Origin of the sequence: Streptomyces sp. NPDC056452, assembly GCF_042796085.1 — a bacterium.
In the GTDB taxonomy this organism is placed as follows: Bacteria; Actinomycetota; Actinomycetes; order Streptomycetales; family Streptomycetaceae; genus Streptomyces.
Map to the genome: position 1 here is coordinate 76,677 of NZ_JBHTRI010000002.1, position 21,079 is coordinate 97,755.

The window sequence follows — 21,079 nt, forward strand, 5'->3', positions numbered from 1 at the left end:
AACTCGAGCCCGGGCCCCCCCTGCCCCCAAACTTATTTTGGTGGGGTTTTTTTAAAATTTTAACCTAAAAAAACCCCCCACCTATGCAACCCCAACAATAATCGGGGTTATTTTTACACTTAAAACACCCCCCGCGCCCGGCATCAGTCCTGAGCGGCCCACCACTCCTTGAGGGCCGCGACCGCAGCATCGTGTTCCATCGGCCCGTTCTCCAGCCGCAGCTCGAGCAGGAAGGCGTAGGCCTTACCGATCACCGGCCCGGGCGCGACCCCGAGGATCTGCATGATCTCGTTGCCGTCCAGGTCGGGCCGGATCGCATCCAGCTCCTCCTGGCTCTGCAGCTCCTCAATGCGCGCCTCGAGCCCGTCATAGGTCCGCGACAGCGCATTGGCTTTGCGCTTGTTGCGCGTCGTGCAGTCCGAGCGGGTCAGCTTGTGCAGCCGGTCCAGCAGCGGTCCCGCGTCCCGCACGTACCTGCGCACGGCGGAATCGGTCCACTCGCCGTCGCCGTAGCCGTGGAAGCGCAGATGCAGCTCCACAAGCTTCGACACGTCCTTGACCATGTCGTTGGAGTACTTCAGCTCGGTCATTCGCTTCTTCGCCATCTTGGCGCCCACCACCTCGTGATGGTGGAAGGAGACACGGCCGTCCTTCTCGAAGCGCCGCGTCCTCGGCTTACCGACGTCGTGGAGCAGGGCCGCGAGCCGGAGCACGAGGTCCGGCCCGTCCTCCTCCAGGTCGATGGCCTGTTCCAGGACGGTCAGGGAGTGCTCGTAGACGTCCTTGTGGCGGTGATGCTCATCACTTTCCAGTCGCAGGGCGGGGAGCTCGGGCAGCACCCGGTCCGCCAGACCCGTATCCACCAGTAGCCCCAGCCCCTTGCGGGGGTGCCCGGACAGCAGCAACTTGTTGAGTTCCTCACGGACCCGCTCGGCCGAGACGATCTCAATACGTCCGGCCATGTCGGTCATCGCCGTGACGACCTCGGGGGCGACCTCGAAGTCCAGCTGCGCGGCAAAGCGAGCGGCACGCAGCATCCGCAGCGGGTCGTCGGAGAAGGAAGCCTCAGGAGTGCCCGGGGTGCGCAGCACACGCTCCGCCAGATCATCGAGACCGCCGTGCGGGTCGATGAACTCCTTCTGCGGCAGAGCGACAGCCATGGCGTTGACCGTGAAGTCACGGCGAACAAGGTCTTCCTCGATGGAGTCGCCGTAGGAGACCTCGGGCTTACGGGAAGTTCTGTCGTACGCCTCCGACCGATAGGTCGTGACCTCGATCTGGTAGCCGTCCTTCTGCGATCCGACCGTGCCGAACGCGATTCCGACCTCCCACACGGAGTCTGCCCACGGACGGACGATCTTCAGTACGTCCTCCGGCCGGGCATCGGTCGTGAAGTCCAGGTCGTTCCCGAGCCGGCCGAGCAACGCATCGCGGACCGACCCTCCGACCAGGGCCAGACCGAATCCGGCCTCCTGGAATCGGCGAGCGAGGTCGTCGGCGACCGGGGACACCCGCAGCAGTTCACTCACTGCGCGGTGCTGCACCTGGCTCAGTGCACTGGGGCTGTCTTCGTTGGCGTTCGGCACAACAGAAAAGGGTACGTGCACCGACCGGCCCCGGCGTCATCGTTTATGGCGGCCCTGCGAGACTCTCCCGATCATGTGGCGCAGTCCCCGGCACTCAGCCATCGGGCACATCGTTACCATGCGGGGACGCAGAGACCGGCAAGACCGACACCAGCTGACGACTAAGAGGGACGGGTACGCGTGGCCGAGGCGGCAGACATCCAGGGGACGAGTCCCTCCCCTGCCCGCCGGTGGCTCCGGCGCACAGCCTCCTTGATCGTCGGGGCGCCCTTGCTGGCCGGGCTCCTGACGGGTCCGGCAGCGCCGGCAGCGCAGGCCGAGGGGACCGCCAAAGCCCCCACAGGTTCACGCACCGTCGATGTGTCTCTGGACACGCTCAGCCCCGGCGCACCGGTCGAGGGGGACACCCTCACGGTTTCCGGCACCCTGACCAACAAGGGCAAGAAGGCGGTCACCGAAGCCGAGGTCGACCTCCGCGTGGGGCCGACGCTCTCCGAGCGGTCCGCAATCGATGACGCCGCCAAGCGCACGGGATACCTGCCGGGCAGCGACCCGGCCAGGCTCGGCGGTACGTACACGCTGAAGATCCCGAAGCTTCCGTCCGGCGTCAGTCAGGACTTCAGCCTCGCTGTTCCTGTCGACAAGCTGGGCCTGGACGAAGAGGGCGTCTACCAGCTCGGCGTCTCCGTCACGGGCCGGACCGCCGATGCGGGCTACGACCAGGTGCTCGGCATTCAGCGGACCTTCCTGCCCTGGCAGCCTGAGGACGCCGACAGCAAGACCAAGCTGACCTTCCTCTGGCCGTTGATCGCCTCGGCACACGTGACCGCCGAGACGGGCTCGGACGAACAGCAGACCCCTGTCTTCGCCAACGACAAGCTCGCGCAGGAGCTTGCGCCCGGTGGCCGGCTGGAGCAGCTGGTGTCGCTGGGCAGCCAGCTTCCCGTGACCTGGGTGATCGACCCGGACCTGCTGGCCTCCGTCGACGCGATGACAAGGAACTACCGCGTCACGGTCGGAGACACCACCGTCGCGGGGACGAACCAGGCCACCGCCAAACAGTGGCTCACCGCACTGGAAGCGGCAGTCAAGGACGGCAAGGTGGTGGCCCTGCCGTTCGCCGACCCCGACCTTGCCTCCATCGCCCACCGCGGCAAGAACGTCTCGGGCACGCTCAGCCACCTGCAGACGGCGACCGAGGTCGCGGGCCCCACGGTCGAAACCATCCTCCATGTGAAGCCCTCCACCGACTTCGCCTGGCCGGTGGACGGTGCGCTCGATCCCTCGATCGTCGACGTCGCCACCTCGGCCGGCGCACACAAGGTGATCGCCCGCAGCGACAGCCTCGAGGAAACCGGCGGTCTGCCGTACACGCCGACAGCCGCCCGGCCTATCGGGGGCGGAACCACCGCGGTCGTTGCCGACTACCGGCTGTCCACCGCCTTCAAGGGCGACATGACCAGGGCCGGTGACTCGACGCTCGCTGTGCAGAAGTTCCTGGCCCACACGCTCGCGCTGACCGAGCAGGCCCCGAACAAGGCGCGCAGCGTTGTCGTCGCACCGCAGCGGACACCCACGGCGACGCAGGCACAAGCCATGGCTGCTGCCCTGCGCGGCCTCGCCGATCAGCACTGGACGCAGCCCGTCGACCTGGTGGCGGCGGCCGAGGAGAAGCCCGACGCCCAGGCCACCACGAAGGTGCCGAGGGCTTCCCAGTACCCGAAGCGGCTCCGCAGCCAGGAGCTGCCCACCCAGGCCTTCCAGGACATCAGGACGACGCAGGACTCGCTGAACAGCTTCCAGGTCATCCTCACGCAGCCCGACCGCGTGGTGACCCCCTTCGGTAACGCGATCAACCGCTCCGTCTCCACTTCGTGGCGCGGCAGGCCTCTGGAAGCACAGCAGTACCGCGACGCGGTACGCACCTATCTGCAGAGCCTCACCAACGAGGTGCAGCTCATCGCGAAGTCCGACGTCACCCTGTCGGGCCGCAGCGCGACGATCCCTGTCACCGTGCAGAACAAGCTGGTGCAGGGTGTGGATCACCTCGTGCTCCGCCTGACGTCGGGCAACTCCACACGGCTCAAGCTCAATGACGGCGGAGCAGTGGCCGAGCAGCCGATCAAGATCGCGGGCGGGCACAGCCAGTCCGTGAAGTTCGACGCCTCGGCCAACGCCAACGGCCAGGCGCAGGTCACCGCACGGCTCTTCACCGAGGACGGCACACCGTACGGCGAGAAGATGACCTTCACTGTGAAGGTCTCGGAAGTCACACCGACCGTGCTCCTCGTGATCGCCGGCGGACTGCTCCTGCTCGTCCTGGCGGGCATCAGGATGTACACGCACCGCAAGCGCACCGTCGCGAACGGCGCAGCGGGGGACAACGGCGGCGAACCCGAGCAGCCGAGTGACCCGACCCCGGACACCGGTCCGGAAAGCGGGGACCCGTCGGGAACGGGTGAGAAAGTGGACCGTTGAGCGATGTCTGTCGGGGCCGGTCGGCCGGGGACGATGAGGTGGGGTTTCGATGAACGCGCCGTACGACGGTGACCGCGCCCAGGGCGCGGGCGGAGCTGGATCATCCGGCGGGCCGCCGGTGCCGTCGGACGCAGGTCAGGACGGGGGGACACCGGACCCGTACCTGCAGCATGCCTACGACCACGATCCCTACCGGGCTCAGGACCTCGCAGCCCAGGATCCGGTGGCCGAAGCCCTCTACGACCGCGCTGCCCACCCTCCGCCGCCCCCTGGCACGTACCAGGAGCCTCAGGCGCTGTACCAGCAGCCTCCCACGGCCCAGTACGCCCCCGACCCCCGCATCTGGGCCCAGACTCCGCCACCGGAGCCTGCAGGCCCTTCGCGGCACCTGCCGTACGGAGACAACGCGGCGACCACGCAGTACGTAGGAGTGGACGACCTGGTGACACAGGCTTCCGACGGTCGCGAGGAGCCGGACGCCTTCGCGCACCTCTTCCGCGACCAGGAGGGATCAGGACGGCCTGCCGGGCCTGCCCCCGAGCCGGAGGCCGCTCCGGCTCCCGTCCCGCCGAAATCCGGCGGCCGTGCCTCCGGGATACTGAAGTCCAGCGCGCTGATGGCGGCCGGCACCCTGGTTTCCAGGCTCACCGGCTTCGTACGCAGCCTCGTGATCACTGCCGCGCTCGGTGCGGCACTGCTCGGCGACAGCTTCACCATCGCGTACACCCTGCCGACGATGATCTACATCCTCACCGTCGGCGGGGGCCTCAACTCGGTCTTCGTGCCCCAGCTCGTCCGGTCCATGAAGGACGACGAGGACGGCGGTGAGGCTTATGCCAACCGTCTGCTGACCCTCGTCATGGTGGCCTTGGGCGTGATCGTCCTGGTGGCGGTCTTCGCGGCTCCGCAGCTGATCCATCTCATGTCGAGCACCATCGCGAACGACCCGGCGGCGAACAACGTGGCCGTCACCTTCGCCCGCTACTGCCTGCCGACCATCTTCTTCATGGGCGTCCATGTGGTCATGGGGCAGATCCTCAACGCCCGGGGCAAGTTCGGCGCGATGATGTGGACCCCGGTCCTCAACAACATCGTCATGATCTTCACGTTCGGCCTGTTCATCTGGGTCTACGGCACCTCCGGCGAATCCCTGATGGGCGTCGAGACGATCCCGCCGGAGGGCGTCCGGCTGCTGGGCATCGGAACGCTGCTCGGCCTCGCCGTCCAGGCCCTGGCCATGATTCCGTACCTCCGCGAGGCAGGCTTCCGCTTCCGTCCCCGCTTCGACTGGAAGGGGCACGGGCTCGGAAAAACGATCAAGCTCGCCAAGTGGACGGTCCTGTTCGTCCTGGCCAACCAGGCCGGCGTTCTGGTCGTCACCCAGCTGGCAACCGCGGCAGGCAACCTCGCCGACAAGGACGGCACGGGATTCCTCGCCTACTCCAACGCCCAGCTGATCTGGGGCATGCCTCAGGCGATCATCACCGTCTCGGTCATGGCCGCTCTGCTGCCGCGTATCTCCCGCGCCGCCCATGACAACGACCCCGGGGCCGTCCGCGACGACATCTCGCAGGGGCTGCGCAACTCGGCCGTGGCGATCGTGCCGGTCGCCTTCACGTTCCTCGCGCTCGGTCTGCCGATGTGCACGCTGCTGTACGCATCCAGCGGTACCGAGGCCGCACGGTCCATGGGCTTCATCCTGATGGCGTTCGCCCTCGGCCTCATCCCGTACTCCGTGCAGTACGTCGTACTGCGCGGCTTCTACGCGTACGAGGACACCCGCACGCCCTTCTACAACACGGTCATCGTCGCGGCGGTCAATGCCGCGGCTTCCGCCCTCTGCTACGTGGTCCTTCCCGCCCAGTGGGCAGTCGTCGGCATGGCCGCCTCCTACGGCCTGGCCTACGCCGTCGGCGTCGGTATCGCCTGGCGACGGCTGCGCAACAGGCTCGGGGGAGACCTCGACGGCGCCCGCATCGTGCGCACCTACGCACGTCTGTGCCTGGCCGCGATCCCTGCGGCCATCGTGGGCGGCGGAGTGGGTTTTGCCCTTCTGGGGGCACTCGGGGACGGGGCAGGCGGTTCTGTGGTCGCCCTGGTCTGCGGCAGCATCGTCCTGCTGGGCGTCTTCTTCGTCGCTGCGAAGAAGATGCGCATTGAAGAGCTCAACGGCATGGTCGGCATGGTCCGGGGACGGCTCGGGCGCTAAAGAGCGCTCCGATCCGCACAACCATCGCTAGACACCGCGTGTCGTGCATAGCGCCGGAGTGTGGGCACAATTGGCGGGACTGTGCAGTGCTGGCTGGCATCGCGCAACGGATGGGGAGGCAGGAACGACGGTGGCGGAACGTAGCACGGCTGCCGTCGACGTGGCCGATAACGGCGGCGACGAGCCGCTGGCCGCCAAGGCGGACGAGGCCACGACCGACGGGACGGAACAAGCCCAGGACACAACGGGCGCGAGCCCGAAAAGCGCGGACGGCGGGCAGGAGAGAGCGGATGCCGTCCCGGCGACGCCCGATCTGCACAGCGGCCACAAGCTCGCCAAGCGCTATCGGCTCGAAGAGTGCGTCACCCGTCTGGACGGATTCAGCAGCTGGCGTGCCGTCGACGAGAAGCTTCGCCGCGCGGTGGGCGTTCATCTGCTCCCCGCAGACCATCCCCGCGCACGCTCGGTGCTGGCTGCTGCCCGCTCCTCGGCACTGCTGGGAGACCCGCGCTTCGTGCAGGTCCTGGACGCCGTGGAAGAGGACGACCTCGTCTACGTCGTCCACGAGTGGCTCCCCGACGCCACCGAACTCACGGCACTGCTCGCCTCAGGACCTCTGGAAGCCCACGACGCGTACCAACTCGTGAGCCAGGTCTCCCAGGCCATGGCCGCCGCCCACCGGGAGGGTCTCGCACATCTGCGGCTCACCCCGGGTGCGGTGCTGCGCAGCTCGACCGGGCAGTACCGGATCCGCGGCCTCGCTGTGAACGCGGCCCTGCGAGGCATCACCGCCGACAAGCCGCTGCGTACGGACACGGAGGCCATCGGCGCACTGCTCTACGCCGCCCTGACCCGCCGCTGGCCCTACGAGAGCGATGCCTACGGCCTCTCCGGGCTCCCCAAGGGCGTGGGGCTGATTCCTCCGGACCAGGTACGGGCCGGCGTCCATCGCGGCCTCTCGGAGCTCGCCATGCGCGCGCTCGCCAACGACGGCGCCACGGCCTCACGGCAGGAACAGCCGTGCACCACTCCGGACGAACTGGCCAAGGCTGTCGCGGCCATGCCGCGCATCCTTCCCCCCGAGCCTGTATTCACCGGGCCGCCCGAGTACCAGCGCACCACCTACCAGCAAGGCACCTACGGGCGCCCGTCAGCACGTCCCCACCAGGCCACGCAGCCCGTCATCACCGCACCGCCGGCCCCGCTGCAGAGCCGTACCGGCAAGGCGCTCAAATGGGCCGTGTCCGCGCTGCTCATCGCCGCACTGGGCCTCGGCAGCTGGCAGCTGGCCGAAACCGTCCTCGACCGGGGCAACGACTCCGACGAGCCCGCCAACACACAGACCACCGAGAACGAGGGCGACGACAACAACGCCGTCGAGCCCAGTAAGCCGGTCACCATCGCCGGCGCCCAGGACTACGATCCGCTCGGCGGGGACGGCTCCGAGAAGCCCGCAACCATAAAGAACGTCCACGACAAGGACACCGGGTCGTACTGGTCCACGGACGGCTACTACAGCGCCGACTTCGGGAAACTGAAGGAGGGTGTCGGAGTCGTCCTCGACCTGGGTAAGGTCCAGCAGGTCGGATCCGTCGACGTGTCCTTCCTCGGTGGCGCCACCTCGGTCGAGTTGAGGACCACGGACGGATCGTCCGTTCCCCAGCTGCCCGGTGGCTTCACCGAGGCCGCGAAGGGATCCGGAACAAAGGTGTCCCTCAAGCCCGACAAGCCGGTGCAAGCACGGTACGTTCTGGTCTGGCTGACCAAGCTGCCGCTGGGTGACGACGGGCGCTACAGGGGCAAGGTCTCGGACATCAAGATCACCAGCTGACGGCATCAGGGGAGGGGGCTCACCGTTGGACGACGCCAGATTCGCCGACACCAGCGACCAGGATCTCCTGGCGCAGCATGTCGCAGGCGAACCGGACGCCTTCGGTGAGCTCGTGCGACGACACCGTGACCGGCTCTGGGCCGTGGCGCTCCGCACGCTCGGCGACCGCGAGGAAGCTGCTGACGCTGTACAGGACGCCCTCGTATCGGCGTTCCGGGCCGCCCACACTTTTCGCGGGCAGTCGGCCGTCACGACGTGGCTCCACCGGATCACCGTGAACGCCTGCCTCGACCGTGCGCGCAAGGCCGCTTCACGCAAGACGGCGCCGGTCGATGACGCGGAGCGGCTCGACCAGCTGCTGGAGCCGCACGAATCTGCCGAGGCGCCCGCCGAAAGGCAGGACCTCCACCGCGAACTCCTGGCAGCGCTGTCCACTCTCCCCGCAGAACAACGGGCGGCGCTCGTGCTCGTCGATATGCAGGCTTATCCCGTCGCGGAGGCCGCTCGCATCCTCGACGTGCCGACCGGCACCGTGAAGAGCCGCTGCGCGCGCGGACGAGCAAGACTGCTCCCCCTGCTCACCCATCTACGCAGTAACAACGGGGACAGCGTCATGGAAAGGAACCGGACGCCGGGGACATCCGTCCCACCTGCGTCGGGACCAAGAGATGCAGGATCAAGCGATCCTGCTGCTGTGAAGGGCGGAGGTGGGCACGCATGACATCCACGGCCGACACAGCTCAGCACCCGGACATCGAAGAGATCTCCGACCTCACCGAGGGGCTCCTCTCCCCCTCCCGCACCGCCGATGTCCGCCGCCACATCGACACGTGCACGCAGTGCGACGACATCCACTCCTCGCTGGAAGAGATCCGCTCACTTCTCGGAGACCTTCCCGCCGACCAGCAGATGCCCGAGGACGTTGCTGCCCGGATCGATGCGGCGCTGGCCTCCGAAAGCCTCGCGCAGGCCGAAGCGTCTCCCGGAGCCATCGCTCCTGTTTCACGTGAAACATACGAGCAGCCTGCGGAGCCCACTGTCGTGGACCGCCCGTCAGGCCGGCCCCGGGGTGCCACCGGCCCCGGTCGGCGTCCCGCCCGGCGCCGTCGCCGCACGGTGATTCTCGGAACTGCCTTCGGAGCGGCGGTCGTCGGTATGGGCGTCTTCCTGCTGCAGTCGGTCCAACCGGCTCAGAACTCCGCCGACAGGGCATCCAGCGCCGCAGAGGACAGCAAGCGGGACTTCTCCGTGGACACGCTCGAAGGCCAGGTCCATCAGCTGCTCGGCGAAGCAGAGGCATCGAAGACCGCGGAAGCCGACGGGACAAAGCCGTCCGTCGACACCAAGTCATCCCCGCAGAACATGTCCCCCGACTCGGCGACACCCCGGAATCCCCTGCGCACGCCCGTCGTCGACGTGCCCCCCTGCGTCCAGCAGGGCACCGGCCGTAGCGCCCCGGCTCTGGCGGTGGAGCACGGCAGCTACCAGGGCACAGCGGCATTCCTCGTCGTCCTGCCCCACGCGACCGACCCGAGCCGCGTACAGGCCTATGTGGTCGACGCAGCGTGCGTCGGGGCCGCTCCCGCGACAAAGGGACAGCTGCTGCTCACCCACTCCTACACGCGTCCCTGAGCACCGTGCCGGGAGTTGCTCCGGCATAGCGGGAATGCATGCCCCGTAGGATCCGTTGGGTGGGGTGAGAGTCGTGGAACCGACCCCAGTAGGCAGTGGCAGTCTGCAGAGACGAGGAAGAAACCCGTGAGCGACGTCCGTAATGTGATCATCATCGGCTCCGGGCCGGCTGGTTACACCGCCGCCCTGTATACCGCTCGCGCGTCGTTGAAGCCGCTGGTGTTCGAGGGCGCCGTCACTGCGGGCGGTGCGCTCATGAACACCACCGACGTGGAGAACTTCCCGGGCTTCCAGGACGGGATCATGGGCCCCGAGCTCATGGACAACATGCGCGCCCAGGCCGAGCGCTTCGGCGCCGAGCTGATCCCCGACGATGTGATCTCCGTCGACCTCTCCGGCGACGTCAAGACGGTCACCGACACCGCAGGCACGGTCCACCGCGCCAAGGCAGTCATCGTCACCACGGGATCCCAGCACCGCAAGCTCGGCCTGCCCAACGAGGACGCGCTCTCCGGACGTGGCGTCTCCTGGTGTGCCACCTGCGACGGCTTCTTCTTCAAGGACCAGGACATCGCCGTGGTCGGCGGTGGCGACACAGCGATGGAAGAGGCGACCTTCCTCTCCCGCTTCGCGAAGTCCGTCACGATCATTCACCGCCGCGACACCCTGCGTGCCTCCAAGGCCATGCAGGAGCGCGCCTTCGCCGACCCGAAGATCAAGTTCGCCTGGGACAGCGAGGTCGCCACGGTTCACGGCGAGCAGAAGCTCTCCGGTCTGACCCTGCGCAACACCAAGACCGGCGAGACGTCCGAGCTCCCGGTGACCGGCCTGTTCATCGCCGTCGGCCATGACCCGCGCACGGAGCTCTTCAAGGGGCAGCTCGACCTCGACGACGAGGGTTACCTCAAGGTCGAAGCACCCTCCACGCGCACGAACCTGTCCGGTGTCTTCGGCGCAGGAGACGTCGTCGACCACACCTACCGACAGGCCATCACTGCCGCCGGGACCGGCTGCTCCGCCGCTCTCGACGCCGAGCGCTTCCTTTCGGCACTGGCCGACGAGAAGCTCGCCGAGCCGGAGAAGACCCCCGCGGTCTGACCGACGCCTCACCTCACCCCCACACCCCGCGAAGTTAAGGAGGCCGCCGTGGCCGGCGCCCTGAAGAACGTGACTGACGACTCCTTCGACGAGGACGTCCTGAAGAACGAGAAGCCTGTGCTGGTGGACTTCTGGGCTGCCTGGTGCGGCCCGTGCCGCCAGATCGCCCCTTCGCTGGAGGCCATCGCAGCTGAGCACGGCGACCAGATCGAGATCGTCAAGCTCAACATCGACGAGAACCCCGCCACCGCGGCGAAGTACGGCGTGATGTCCATCCCGACGCTCAACGTCTACCAGGGCGGCGAGGTCGCCAAGACCATCGTCGGTGCCAAGCCGAAGGCCGCGATCCTCCGCGACCTCGAAGGCTTCATCGGCAAGTAGTACCAGCGACCGCACTGTTTCACGTGAAACGGGCCCACCCTTCGGGGTGGGCCCGTTTCGCATGCTCCCCGCCATCTGATCGGGACTGATCGCCCGGGAAACGGACCGAGCTCGACCACAGCTACAGCGGCCGCAGGGCAGGTTCCTTCTGGACCGCCCCCAGCAGTCTGTCCAGCGCCAACTCGACGTCCTCCTTCCAGGAGAGCGTCGTACGCAGCTCCAGCCTCAGCCGCGGATGCGTGGGATGAGGTCGCACCGTCTTGAAGCCGACAGCGAGCAGATGATCCGCCGGCAGCACACAGGCCGGCTCCTTCCAGCGGGCATCGCCAAAGGCCTCGATCGCCTTGAAGCCCCGTCGCAGCAGATCCTTGGCAACTGTCTGCACCATGACCCGTCCCAGTCCCTGGCCCTGGAACTCCGGCATGATCAACGCAGTCATCAGCTGGGCCGCGTCGGGGGAGACAGGGCTGGTCGGAAACGCCATCGACCCCGGGACATACGCGGGAGGCGCATAGAGAACGAAGCCGACCGGTACTTCATCCACATAGACGACCCGGCCGCAGGAACCCCACTCCAGCAGCACGGCGGAGATCCAGGCTTCTTTCTCCAGCTCAGGTCTTCCTGCTTTTACCGCGGCTTCCCCGCTGACCGGATCAAGTTCCCAGAAGACACACGAGCGGCAACGCCTGGGGAGATCCGGAAGGTTGTCCAGTGTGAGCGGTACAAGCCGACGCCCCATGAAGGCGGTCCCTCACTTCCTTCGCCCGCCGCATCACGTGCGGCTGCCAGCGCACTCCGTTCTCGGAAGAGGCTGCCTACAAACCCCCCGACAGCACCTAGCCCCAACCCGACTGACACCAGGTGGCTGCGATTCACTGATCGCACGGCCCCCGCCTCCTCTGAGGTGGATCACGGTGGATACGCCATACCAGAACGCATCGTATCCACCCAGAGGTGATGCGGATACCGAGAGCGAGCAAAGGGGCGGTCTGTGTTCCGAGAACTTCCGGAACACAGACCGCCCCTCAGGTCTTCATCAGGCCTCAGCCCTCGTCGTGCTCTTCCTGCTCCTCTGAGACGTTCCGATCCAGCACACGTCCCTCACCAGGGGCGAGGCTGCCAAGGATGCGGTCCAGATCCTCCATCGAAGCAAACTCGACGACGATCTTCCCCTTCTTCTGGCCCAGGTCGACCTTCACCCGCGTCTCGAAACGGTCCGAGAGCCGCGATGCCAGATCGGTCAGAGCCGGCGAGAGCCGTGCTCCGGCACGGGGCCCCTTCGGCTTGGCGGAGCTCGTGGGCTCGGAACCCAGGAGGTTCACGATCTCCTCGACCGCACGAACCGACAGCCCCTCGGCCACGATCCGGTGAGCCAAGCGGTCCTGCTCATCGGAGTCGTCCACCGAGAGGAGCGCCCGAGCGTGACCGGCCGAGATGACACCTGCGGCAACCCTGCGCTGGACCGGCGGCGAGAGACGGAGCAGACGCAGGGTGTTGGACACCTGCGGACGTGACCGCCCGATCCGGTCCGCGAGCTGGTCGTGCGTGCACTTGAAGTCCTTCAGCAGCTGGTCGTACGCCGCTGCCTCCTCCAAGGGGTTCAGCTGAGCCCGGTGAAGGTTCTCCAGGAGCGCGTCCAGAAGCAGCTTCTCGTCGTCGGTCGCCCGGACGATCGCAGGGATCCGTTCCAGACCTGCCTCGCCGCAGGCCCTCCAGCGACGCTCGCCCATGATGAGCTCGTAGCGACCGTCTGCCACCGCGCGCACGACGACGGGCTGGAGGAGACCGACCTCCTTGATGGAGGTGACCAGCTCGGCCAGAGCGTCCTCGTCGAATACCTCACGAGGCTGTCTCGGGTTCGGCGTGATCGAGTCAAGAGGAACTTCCGCGAAGTACGCACCGGCAGACTCGGCCGACCCCGGAACGCTCTCCCCTTCCGACACAGGACCACTCGGCTCCGGCACCATCGGGCCGGAAGGCAGCGCAGTCACCTTCGCCGCGGCCACACCCCGCTCGGCCGTCATCACCGGGAGCGCACCTCCCTGACCAGCCCCAGCCCCGGGAGACGTCACCTGCTTCTCCTGCGGAGCTGCGGGGATCAGAGCACCGAGCCCACGCCCCAACCCTCTACGACGCTCACTCACCGCATGCCCTCCGAATTGCTCTGCTGGCTGTTCTTGCTGCCCGTGTGGGCATGCTCGGCCTCGTAATGCATCCCCACGCCCCTCAGGGCGATTTCTCGGGCAGCCTCGAGATAGGAAAGGGATCCACTGGATCCCGGATCATAGGTCAGCACGGTCTGCCCGTAACTCGGAGCTTCCGAGATGCGCACCGAACGCGGAATGCTCGTCCGCAGCACCTCGTTACCGAAGTGACTACGGACTTCCTCCGCCACCTGCGAAGCAAGCCTGGTCCTGCCGTCGTACATGGTCAGCAGGATCGTCGACACGTGAAGATCCGGGTTGAGATGGCCTCGCACCAGGTCAACATTTCGCAGCAACTGACCGAGGCCCTCCAGCGCGTAGTACTCGCACTGAATAGGGATGAGCACCTCGGCTCCGGCAACGAGCGCGTTGACCGTCAGCAGACCGAGCGAAGGCGGGCAGTCGATGAGGATGTAGTCCAGCGGCTGCTCGTACGCCTGGATCGCCCGCTGCAGTCGACTCTCCCGTGCCACCAGTGACACCAGTTCGATCTCCGCACCGGCGAGATCGATGGTGGCCGGGGCACAGAAGAGACCTTCGACGTCCGGGACGGGCTGAACCACTTCGGAGAGCGGCATGCTCTCCACCAGGACGTCATAGATGGATGGAACTTCGGCGTGGTGGTCGATCCCCAGAGCCGTGGAGGCATTGCCCTGCGGGTCGAGGTCCACCACCAGGACACGTGCGCCATGGAGCGCGAGCGAAGCAGCAAGGTTGACCGTCGAGGTCGTCTTGCCCACTCCACCCTTCTGGTTGGCAACCACCATGACGCGCGTCTGGTCAGGGCGGGGCAGACCCTCGCCGGCGCGGCCGAGAGCCTCGACCGCCAGCTGGGCTGCACGACCGATGGGTGTGTCGTCCATGGGCGGCAGTGTTTCACGTGAAACACCGTCCCCCGAGGACTCGGATCGGGGACCGGGGACCGGGTCGGTCATCGGCCCCGCGATGTTGGCGTCGGACCGCAAGGATTCACTCTCCTCGACTTCAGGCTCGCAATGAACAGAGCCTGCCATGCTTTCGGGGTCGTGAACCAGCGAGGCCGACTGTTCTGTGGATGAATCCACTTCTGTGGACAACTCGGTAGCCCGTACGGGCTTGCGGCCGCGCGGTGTGGCAGCCGCACGACCGCGGCCGATAATTCCCTGCAGCAGAGAGCGACGTTTCACGTGAAACACGATGCATGCGCAGGACAGCGGCGGACTCCCGACACTCCGCAGCAGTCACATATGACTGCTTTAGCGGAGCATCACCCATAAACAGCCCACATGGCTAAAAACGGCAGAAATCGCTAGCTGTACCAACGGGATCGGAGCGACTCAACGACGTCGGCGCGCCCTGCCCGCCCTCGCTGCCTTGGCCCGCTTTGCGGCGAACCTCACACCGCCGGGGCTCTCCCCGACGACCACACGCACCACGGTGGACAACGGATCAACGACGCCTTCACCGGCATGCAGCACCTCGGTCTCCACCACACCGAGCTTGCTCAGGGCAGCACGAGCTCCCTGGATCTCCTCCTCGGCCGTGCCTCCCTTGAGTGCCAGCATCTCCCCATAGGGACGCAGGAGGGGCACACCCCAGCCGGCGAGGCGGTCCAGGGGGGCCACGGCCCGGGCGGTCACCACATGGACAGGCTGCAGGGTCCCGAGCACCTCCTCGGCCCGGCCGCGGACGACCGTCACATGATCCAGGCCCAGCAGCTCGACGACCTCCTGAAGGAAGTTGGTCCGCCTCAGAAGCGGCTCGAGCAGCGTGATCTTCAGATCAGGGCGCACCAGAGCCAGTGGAATGCCGGGAAGCCCCGCCCCGGACCCCACGTCGCACACCGTGACGCCCTCCGGAACCACCTCGGAGAGCACCGCGCAGTTCAGCAGGTGACGCTCCCACAGTCGCGGGACCTCGCGAGGACCGATCAGACCCCGCTTGACCCCCGCATCCGCGAGCAGCTCCGCGTACCGGACAGCCTCTGGGAGGAACTCACCGAATACCGCCTGCGCCTCCATGGGCGCCTGAGGGAGTTCTGCTGCCTCCGTCACGGGGACCGTCCTTCCGTACCGCACTAACGCACTGTGGGTGGCTGACTATCAGGCTGACAAAGATCGGCCCCGCCTGCGAACAGACGGGGCCGACAGTACAAGGATCCCTCAGGCAGGGAGTACGACGACGAAGCGCTGCGGCTCCTCGCCCTCGGACTCGCTGCGCAGACCTGCGGCCGCGATCGCGTCGTGCACGACCTTGCGCTCGAAGGGCGTCATCGGGTCCAGCTTCACCGGTTCACCGGAGCTCTTGACCTCATCTGCGGCCTTGGCACCCAGGGCGGCAAGAACTTCCCGCTTCTTGGCACGGAAGCCGGCAATGTCCAGCATCAGACGGCTACGGTCACCGGTCTCCCGGTGAACGGCCAGGCGCGTCAGCTCCTGAAGCGCCTCCAGCACCTCACCGTCGCGGCCCACAAGCTTCTGCAGTTCGCGCGCCGAGTCGCTGATGATCGAGACCGCAGCCCGGTCCGCCTCGACATCCATGTCGATGTCGCCGTCGAGGTCGGCGATGTCGAGCAGACCTTCGAGATAGTCGGCCGCGATCTCCCCTTCCTGCTCCAGGCGGGTCAGAGTGTCGCTGCCCTCAGCGGCCGTGGTGGTGGTGCCTTCCGTCACGGATGGACTCCTTCTTACTTCTTGGACGGGTGCTTGGGCCGCTGCGGGCCCTTGCGCTGTCCGGACTTGGCTTGGCGTGAGGAGCCGGACGCGGGCTTGCCCGCCGGCTTCGGATTGTCGTCCTGCTTCTCGAGCGACGTCTTGGGTTCCGGCTCGGCGGAACCGGAGTCCTTGGCCGCACCCGGATGCGTTGCGGCAGTCTGGCGCTTCGCCTTCGTCTGGCGCTTGGGCTGCTGCCGCTTCGCCGCAGCACCGCCCTCGGCTTCGGCAACGGCGGTTTCGCTCTTCGCCACCGTCCCGTCCTCCTGAGCCGCGAGACCCAGCTTGGCCAGACCGGTGATGAACTTGCGCTCGATGTCGTTGCGGTCAGGACCCTTGACGACGATCCGCTTCACGGTGTTGCGCCTCGTCCTGCCGCGCACCTGGCCATGAGCGGTCACGCTCTTCAGCAGACGGCCCAGGTACTGGTCCTGCGCCTTGCTGCCCGGCGTCGGGTTCTGGTTGATCACGTACATCTGCTGACCCATGGTCCAGACGTTGGTGGTCAGCCAGTACACGAGGACACCGACGGGGAAGTTGATGCCCATGACGGCGAAGATCAGCGGGAAGATGTACATCAGCATCTTCTGCTGCTGCATGTACGGGGTCTTCACCGTCAGGTCGACGTTCTTCGTCATCAGCTGGCGCTGGGTGAAGAACTGCGACGCCGACATCATCACGATCATGATCGCGGTGACGACTCGGACGTCGGTCAGCGAGGCGCCGAGCGCGGCGACCTTCTCTTCGCTGTCCATGAACTTCGCGGCCAGCGGAGCGCCGAAGATGTGCGCCTGACGGGCGCTGTCGAGCAGCGGCTGGTCGATCACACCGATCGTCTTGCCCGAGGCGATGGACGACAGCACGTGGTACAGGGCGAAGAAGAACGGCGACTGCGCCAGGATGGGCAAGCACGAGGAGAGCGGGTTGGTACCCGTCTCCTTGTACAGCTTCATCATCTCTTCGGACTGACGCTGCTTGTCGTTCTTGTAGCGCTCCTGGATCGCCTTCATCTTCGGCTGGAGCACCTGCATGTTCCGGGTCGACTTGATCTGCTTAACAAAAAGCGGGATCAGACAGATCCGGATCAGAACCACCAGGGACACGATGGACAGGCCCCAGGCCCAGCCCGTGTCGTCGCCGAAGAGCGCCCCGTACAACTTGTGGAACTGGACGATGACCCACGAAACAGGTGTGGTGATAAAGCTGAACAGGCTGGCAATCGTGTCCACTAATCAGGCTCCTTGAGCTTTGGGCGAGGTCTCTGTGGCCGGGCTCAGGGGTTCGGAGACCGGCCCCCCGGCAGGCACATCGGCGGCGGAGTCCCCGCCCTTGCCACCACGCACATGGCTGCGCAGCAGTTCGTGCCAGCGCGGACGTTTGCGTGGCGGTACGTGATCCACGCCGCCGGGTGACCACGGATTGCAACGGAGAATGCGCCATGCCGTCAGCGCAGTTCCCTTGATCGCACCGTGCCGGTCGATCGCCGTATATCCATAGTGGGAACACGACGGGTAGTAGCGGCAGACAGGCCCGAGGAGTGGGCTGATCGTCCACTGGTACAGCTTGATGAGAGCCAGCAGCGGGTACTTCATCGCGCGCCCCCTCCCAGCAGCCGCTCCAGAGCGGCATCCAGGTCTCGGGCCAGCTGTGCATGGTCGGCGTCACCCGATCCGGGCAGCGCTCGTACGACAACAAGGCTACCGGGGGGCAGCTGAGCCAGCCGATCGCGGACCAGATGGCGAAGCTTCCGCTTCACCGCGGTGCGCACGACCGCTCCACCCACTGCTTTGCTGACAACGAAACCCGCACGTGGCGGGGAAGCACTCTCCCCAGTCACGTGCGGGTCCGTGGCACCGCTGCGTAGATGTACGACGAGTAGCGGGCGTCCGGCCCGACGTCCTCGGCGTACCGCGGTCGCGAAGTCCTCGCGCCGCCTCAGCCGATTCTCGGTAGGCAGCACGTCATGACCTGGCCGCGATCAGGCGGACAGGTTGGTGCGACCCTTGCCACGGCGGTTCGCGAGAATCGCGCGGCCGGCACGGGTACGCATGCGAAGCCGGAAGCCGTGGGTCTTGGCGCGACGACGGTTGTTCGGCTGGAAGGTGCGCTTGCTCACTCGGGGGCTCCAGAAATGATTCGTGTGTTGGCGGGACATCGCCTGGCTGTCACCGTGCGCCCACGAGGAACTCGCGTAAACGCCTTAGTGCACCGCTTCACAATCACAGATCGTGATCTTTGCCCATCGGAGGCAGGCGGCAGCAGCCATCGACAACTCGACCTGGTCACGGTACGCGCGGCTACGCCATCCGGTCAAACCGGCTCCGCGCCACCCCCTGTCTATACACAGCCTGTGGACAACAACTTGAACCGCGCGGGTCGCCCTGACTACCGTGGCTGAACTCCGGTTCCTTTCCTTCCGACCTGCCGGGCCTCACCCGACCCGACCCATCCCGTCCCGAGAACCACACATTCGTGGGACATGCGAGAGAGCGTGCCTTGTGGCTGACGTACCTGCCGATCTTGCCGCAGTGTGGCCACGAGTGCTGGAACAACTCCTCGGGGAGGGCCAGCAGGGCATCGAGCCGAAGGACAAGCAGTGGATCGAGCGCTGCCAGCCGCTGGCACTCGTCGCTGACACCGCACTACTGGCCGTACCCAACGAATGGGGCAAGCGCGTCCTGGAGGGCCGGCTCGCGCCGCTCATCAGCGAGACGCTCACCCGTGAGTGCGGCCGGCCGATCCGGATCGCGATCACCGTCGACGACTCCGCGGGCGAGCCCTCCGCCCCGCCCGCACCCCCGATGCACCAGTCGCATCAAGGCCAGCAGTCCCACCGCTACCAGGGGCCACAGCGCGACGACCCCTCGCACAACGACGGGTACGACAACTACGGCCACCGTCCCTCCGACGACGGCATGCCGACAGCCCGTCCCGCCTACCCGGACTACCAGCAGCAGCGCCCCGAGCCCGGCGCCTGGCCCCGCTCCCAGGAGGACCTCTCCTGGCAGCAGCCCCGGCACGGCGGGTACCAGGACCGCGATCCGTACGCGAACCCCCGGCCCCAGCAGCCTCAGCACGACTACCGGCCGCAGCCGCCGGAGCGCCAGGGCTACGAGCAGCAGCGGGACGCGCGCGACCGTCATGATCTGCAGGACCAGCAGCCCCAGCACCGTCAGGGCGGACCCGGCACCGGACGTACCGGTGGCGGCGGACCCGGCCCCATGGGTGCCCAGCCCGCACCCGCACCCGGTCCCGGTGAGCCGCACGCCAGGCTGAATCCCAAGTACCTCTTCGACACCTTCGTCATCGGCGCTTCCAACCGCTTCGCTCACGCGGCGGCGGTAGCCGTGGCCGAGGCGCCGGCGAAGGCGTACAACCCCCTCTTCATCTACGGGGAGTCGGGGCTGGGCAAGACCCACCTGCTCCATGCCATCGGGCACTACGCGCGGAGCCTCTACCCGGGTACCCGCGTGCGGTACGTGAGCTCCGAGGAGTTCACCAACGAGTTCATCAACTCGATCCGCGACGGCAAGGGCGACACCTTTCGCAAGCGGTACCGCGACGTGGACATCCTTCTGGTCGACGACATCCAGTTCCTGGCGAGCAAGGAGTCGACGCAGGAGGAGTTCTTCCACACCTTCAATACGCTCCACAACGCCAACAAGCAGATCGTGCTGTCCTCGGACCGGCCGCCGAAGCAGCTGGTGACGCTCGAGGACCGGCTGCGCAACCGCTTCGAGTGGGGACTCACCACCGACGTGCAGCCGCCCGAGCTGGAGACGCGTATCGCGATCCTCCGCAAGAAGGCGGTGCAGGAGCAGCTCAACGCACCGCCCGAGGTACTCGAGTTCATCGCCTCCCGCATCTCGCGCAACATTCGCGAGCTCGAGGGTGCGCTGATCCGCGTGACCGCCTTCGCCAGCCTCAACCGGCAGCCCGTGGATCTCGGCCTGACCGAGATCGTCCTCAAGGACCTCATCCCGGGCGGCGAGGACTCGGCGCCCGAGATCACCGCGCCGGCCATCATGGCGGCCACCGCCGACTACTTCGGTCTCACGGTGGAGGATCTCTGCGGATCCTCCCGCAGCCGCGTGCTGGTGACGGCGCGCCAGATCGCCATGTATCTGTGCCGCGAGCTGACGGACCTCTCGCTGCCCAAGATCGGTGCCCAGTTCGGCGGACGCGACCACACGACCGTGATGCACGCCGACCGGAAGATCCGTGCGCTCATGGCGGAGCGGCGTTCCATCTACAACCAGGTCACCGAGCTCACCAACCGCATCAAGAACGGCTGACGAGCCGGCCCTCCGCAGCGAACCCGGGGCGCCCCGCAAGGACCACAAGGAGTCCTCGCGGGGCGCTTTTCGTCATCCGGAAGCCGGACCACCGCTGCCGTACGAGGGCGCCGGACCGACAGGTGCTGCGGAAAGCCGGACCGCGGAGCTTCGCCAGGAGGCCATGAGAAGCCGCCCGGCGGCCGTCGGAGAAGACAGAAAAGCCTCCGCGGAGACCCTCCCGGACGTCCGTCCGACCCGCGCGCTGCCCGCTCCGAGCCAGGCCGCACCCGCTCGAGACACCCTGAGTGTTCGAATACGGTCCGCGAACATGCCCTTCTCCACAGATCCATGAGGAATTGGGCATCCACAGCCTGGGGACTGTGAAGTTGTCCAGATTGCATCCACAGGGCGCGCTGTCGATACTCCATCAGGCCAGGTCACATGCCTGGGGATTTGTGGTCAACGATGATCCACAGCCTGTGGACAGATTTTTCGTCCACAGGGGCTCGATGATGTTGTCCACCGTCGGCCCACAGGCTGGGCCATGTTGTCCCCAGCTTCTCCACACCCCTGTCCACTGTTCGGCAACTCAACACCCGCTTTCACTGCCGAGAGTGAAAGGCGTCACACCAAGGAGCTCGGTTGGGCTGTGGGGAACGTGGGTAAAGCTGGGGACAGCCCTGGGGAGAAGTC

At 66.8% G+C, this 21,079-nt stretch carries 18 protein-coding genes; 8 read left to right on the forward strand and 10 right to left on the reverse strand.

The features are described from left to right. Window positions 1-143: 143 nt before the first annotated feature. The gene (locus ACFQ6X_RS02680) at window positions 144-1,586 is read right to left on the reverse strand and encodes a CCA tRNA nucleotidyltransferase (RefSeq protein WP_383174791.1); all 1,443 of its coding nucleotides are present in this window, start codon (window positions 1,584-1,586) and stop codon (window positions 144-146) included. A gap of 180 nt (window positions 1,587-1,766) precedes the next feature. Here ACFQ6X_RS02680 and ACFQ6X_RS02685 point away from each other — a divergent pair, with 180 nt between their 5' ends. The 7 genes from ACFQ6X_RS02685 to trxA all read left to right on the forward strand — a co-directional run bounded on the left by ACFQ6X_RS02685 (window position 1,767) and on the right by trxA (window position 11,215). Then, window positions 1,767-4,064, forward strand: a complete 2,298-nt coding sequence (locus ACFQ6X_RS02685) for a DUF6049 family protein (protein ID WP_383174794.1) — start codon at window positions 1,767-1,769, stop codon at window positions 4,062-4,064. A gap of 49 nt (window positions 4,065-4,113) precedes the next feature. Further along, the gene (gene murJ, locus ACFQ6X_RS02690) at window positions 4,114-6,273 is read left to right on the forward strand and encodes a murein biosynthesis integral membrane protein MurJ (protein ID WP_383174797.1); all 2,160 of its coding nucleotides are present in this window, start codon (window positions 4,114-4,116) and stop codon (window positions 6,271-6,273) included. 130 nt (window positions 6,274-6,403) lie between these two features. Further along, window positions 6,404-8,104, forward strand: coding sequence for a serine/threonine protein kinase (locus tag ACFQ6X_RS02695; protein WP_383174800.1), 1,701 nt, complete (start codon window positions 6,404-6,406; stop codon window positions 8,102-8,104). Between the two features lie 25 nt (window positions 8,105-8,129). Beyond that, window positions 8,130-8,825, forward strand: coding sequence for an RNA polymerase sigma factor SigM (sigM, locus tag ACFQ6X_RS02700; RefSeq protein ID WP_383174803.1), 696 nt, complete (start codon window positions 8,130-8,132; stop codon window positions 8,823-8,825). Next, window positions 8,822-9,736, forward strand: coding sequence for an anti-sigma factor family protein (locus tag ACFQ6X_RS02705; protein ID WP_383174806.1), 915 nt, complete (start codon window positions 8,822-8,824; stop codon window positions 9,734-9,736). Before sigM ends, ACFQ6X_RS02705 begins: the two co-directional genes overlap by 4 nt. Before the next feature lie 126 nt (window positions 9,737-9,862). Next, a complete protein-coding gene (gene trxB, locus ACFQ6X_RS02710; RefSeq protein WP_383174808.1) occupies window positions 9,863-10,834 on the forward strand; it encodes a thioredoxin-disulfide reductase in 972 nt (323 codons plus the stop codon). Between the two features lie 48 nt (window positions 10,835-10,882). Continuing rightward, the gene (gene trxA / locus ACFQ6X_RS02715; RefSeq protein WP_383174811.1) at window positions 10,883-11,215 is read left to right on the forward strand and encodes a thioredoxin; all 333 of its coding nucleotides are present in this window, start codon (window positions 10,883-10,885) and stop codon (window positions 11,213-11,215) included. Between the two features lie 121 nt (window positions 11,216-11,336). On the opposite strand, the gene ACFQ6X_RS02720 is transcribed toward trxA, so the two are convergent. The 9 genes from ACFQ6X_RS02720 to rpmH form a co-directional block, all read right to left on the reverse strand. Beyond that, the gene (locus ACFQ6X_RS02720; protein ID WP_383174814.1) at window positions 11,337-11,954 is read right to left on the reverse strand and encodes a GNAT family N-acetyltransferase; all 618 of its coding nucleotides are present in this window, start codon (window positions 11,952-11,954) and stop codon (window positions 11,337-11,339) included. A 304-nt stretch (window positions 11,955-12,258) separates the two neighbouring features. Further along, on the reverse strand, window positions 12,259-13,359 hold the full coding sequence (locus tag ACFQ6X_RS02725) for a ParB/RepB/Spo0J family partition protein (protein WP_383174817.1): 1,101 nt from the start codon (window positions 13,357-13,359) through the stop codon (window positions 12,259-12,261). Further along, the gene (locus ACFQ6X_RS02730; protein WP_383175385.1) at window positions 13,356-14,432 is read right to left on the reverse strand and encodes a ParA family protein; all 1,077 of its coding nucleotides are present in this window, start codon (window positions 14,430-14,432) and stop codon (window positions 13,356-13,358) included. Before ACFQ6X_RS02730 ends, ACFQ6X_RS02725 begins: the two co-directional genes overlap by 4 nt. Window positions 14,433-14,735: 303 nt before the next feature. Further along, entirely contained in the window at window positions 14,736-15,452 is a 717-nt protein-coding gene (gene rsmG / locus ACFQ6X_RS02735) for a 16S rRNA (guanine(527)-N(7))-methyltransferase RsmG (RefSeq protein ID WP_383174820.1), read from the reverse strand. A gap of 108 nt (window positions 15,453-15,560) precedes the next feature. Then, a complete protein-coding gene (locus tag ACFQ6X_RS02740; RefSeq protein WP_329209109.1) occupies window positions 15,561-16,070 on the reverse strand; it encodes a R3H domain-containing nucleic acid-binding protein in 510 nt (169 codons plus the stop codon). Between the two features lie 14 nt (window positions 16,071-16,084). Further along, window positions 16,085-17,338 (reverse strand): membrane protein insertase YidC, encoded by a 1,254-nt coding sequence (yidC, locus tag ACFQ6X_RS02745; protein WP_383174823.1) that lies wholly within the window; start codon window positions 17,336-17,338, stop codon window positions 16,085-16,087. A 3-nt stretch (window positions 17,339-17,341) separates the two neighbouring features. Further along, a complete protein-coding gene (gene yidD, locus ACFQ6X_RS02750; protein WP_383174826.1) occupies window positions 17,342-17,701 on the reverse strand; it encodes a membrane protein insertion efficiency factor YidD in 360 nt (119 codons plus the stop codon). Next, complete coding sequence (gene rnpA, locus ACFQ6X_RS02755) at window positions 17,698-18,069, reverse strand: ribonuclease P protein component (protein ID WP_351166526.1); 372 nt, start codon at window positions 18,067-18,069, stop codon at window positions 17,698-17,700. Before rnpA ends, yidD begins: the two co-directional genes overlap by 4 nt. An 18-nt stretch (window positions 18,070-18,087) precedes the next feature. Continuing rightward, window positions 18,088-18,225 (reverse strand): 50S ribosomal protein L34, encoded by a 138-nt coding sequence (gene rpmH, locus ACFQ6X_RS02760; protein ID WP_078850492.1) that lies wholly within the window; start codon window positions 18,223-18,225, stop codon window positions 18,088-18,090. 382 nt (window positions 18,226-18,607) lie between these two features. Between rpmH and dnaA the strand changes: the two genes are divergently transcribed. Next, window positions 18,608-20,404 (forward strand): chromosomal replication initiator protein DnaA, encoded by a 1,797-nt coding sequence (dnaA, locus tag ACFQ6X_RS02765; protein ID WP_383174829.1) that lies wholly within the window; start codon window positions 18,608-18,610, stop codon window positions 20,402-20,404. The last annotated feature ends 675 nt before the right edge of the window (window positions 20,405-21,079 follow it).

Bases quoted from the DNA above. Each gene is read 5' to 3' on its own strand.
- yidD (WP_383174826.1), bottom strand. From the start codon at position 17,701: ATGAAGTACCCGCTGCTGGCTCTCATCAAGCTGTACCAGTGGACGATC.
- ACFQ6X_RS02720 (WP_383174814.1), bottom strand. From the start codon at position 11,954: ATGGGGCGTCGGCTTGTACCGCTCACACTGGACAACCTTCCGGATCTC.
- murJ (WP_383174797.1), top strand. From the start codon at position 4,114: ATGAACGCGCCGTACGACGGTGACCGCGCCCAGGGCGCGGGCGGAGCT.
- ACFQ6X_RS02705 (WP_383174806.1), top strand. From the start codon at position 8,822: ATGACATCCACGGCCGACACAGCTCAGCACCCGGACATCGAAGAGATC.
- ACFQ6X_RS02730 (WP_383175385.1), bottom strand. From the start codon at position 14,432: ATGGCAGGCTCTGTTCATTGCGAGCCTGAAGTCGAGGAGAGTGAATCC.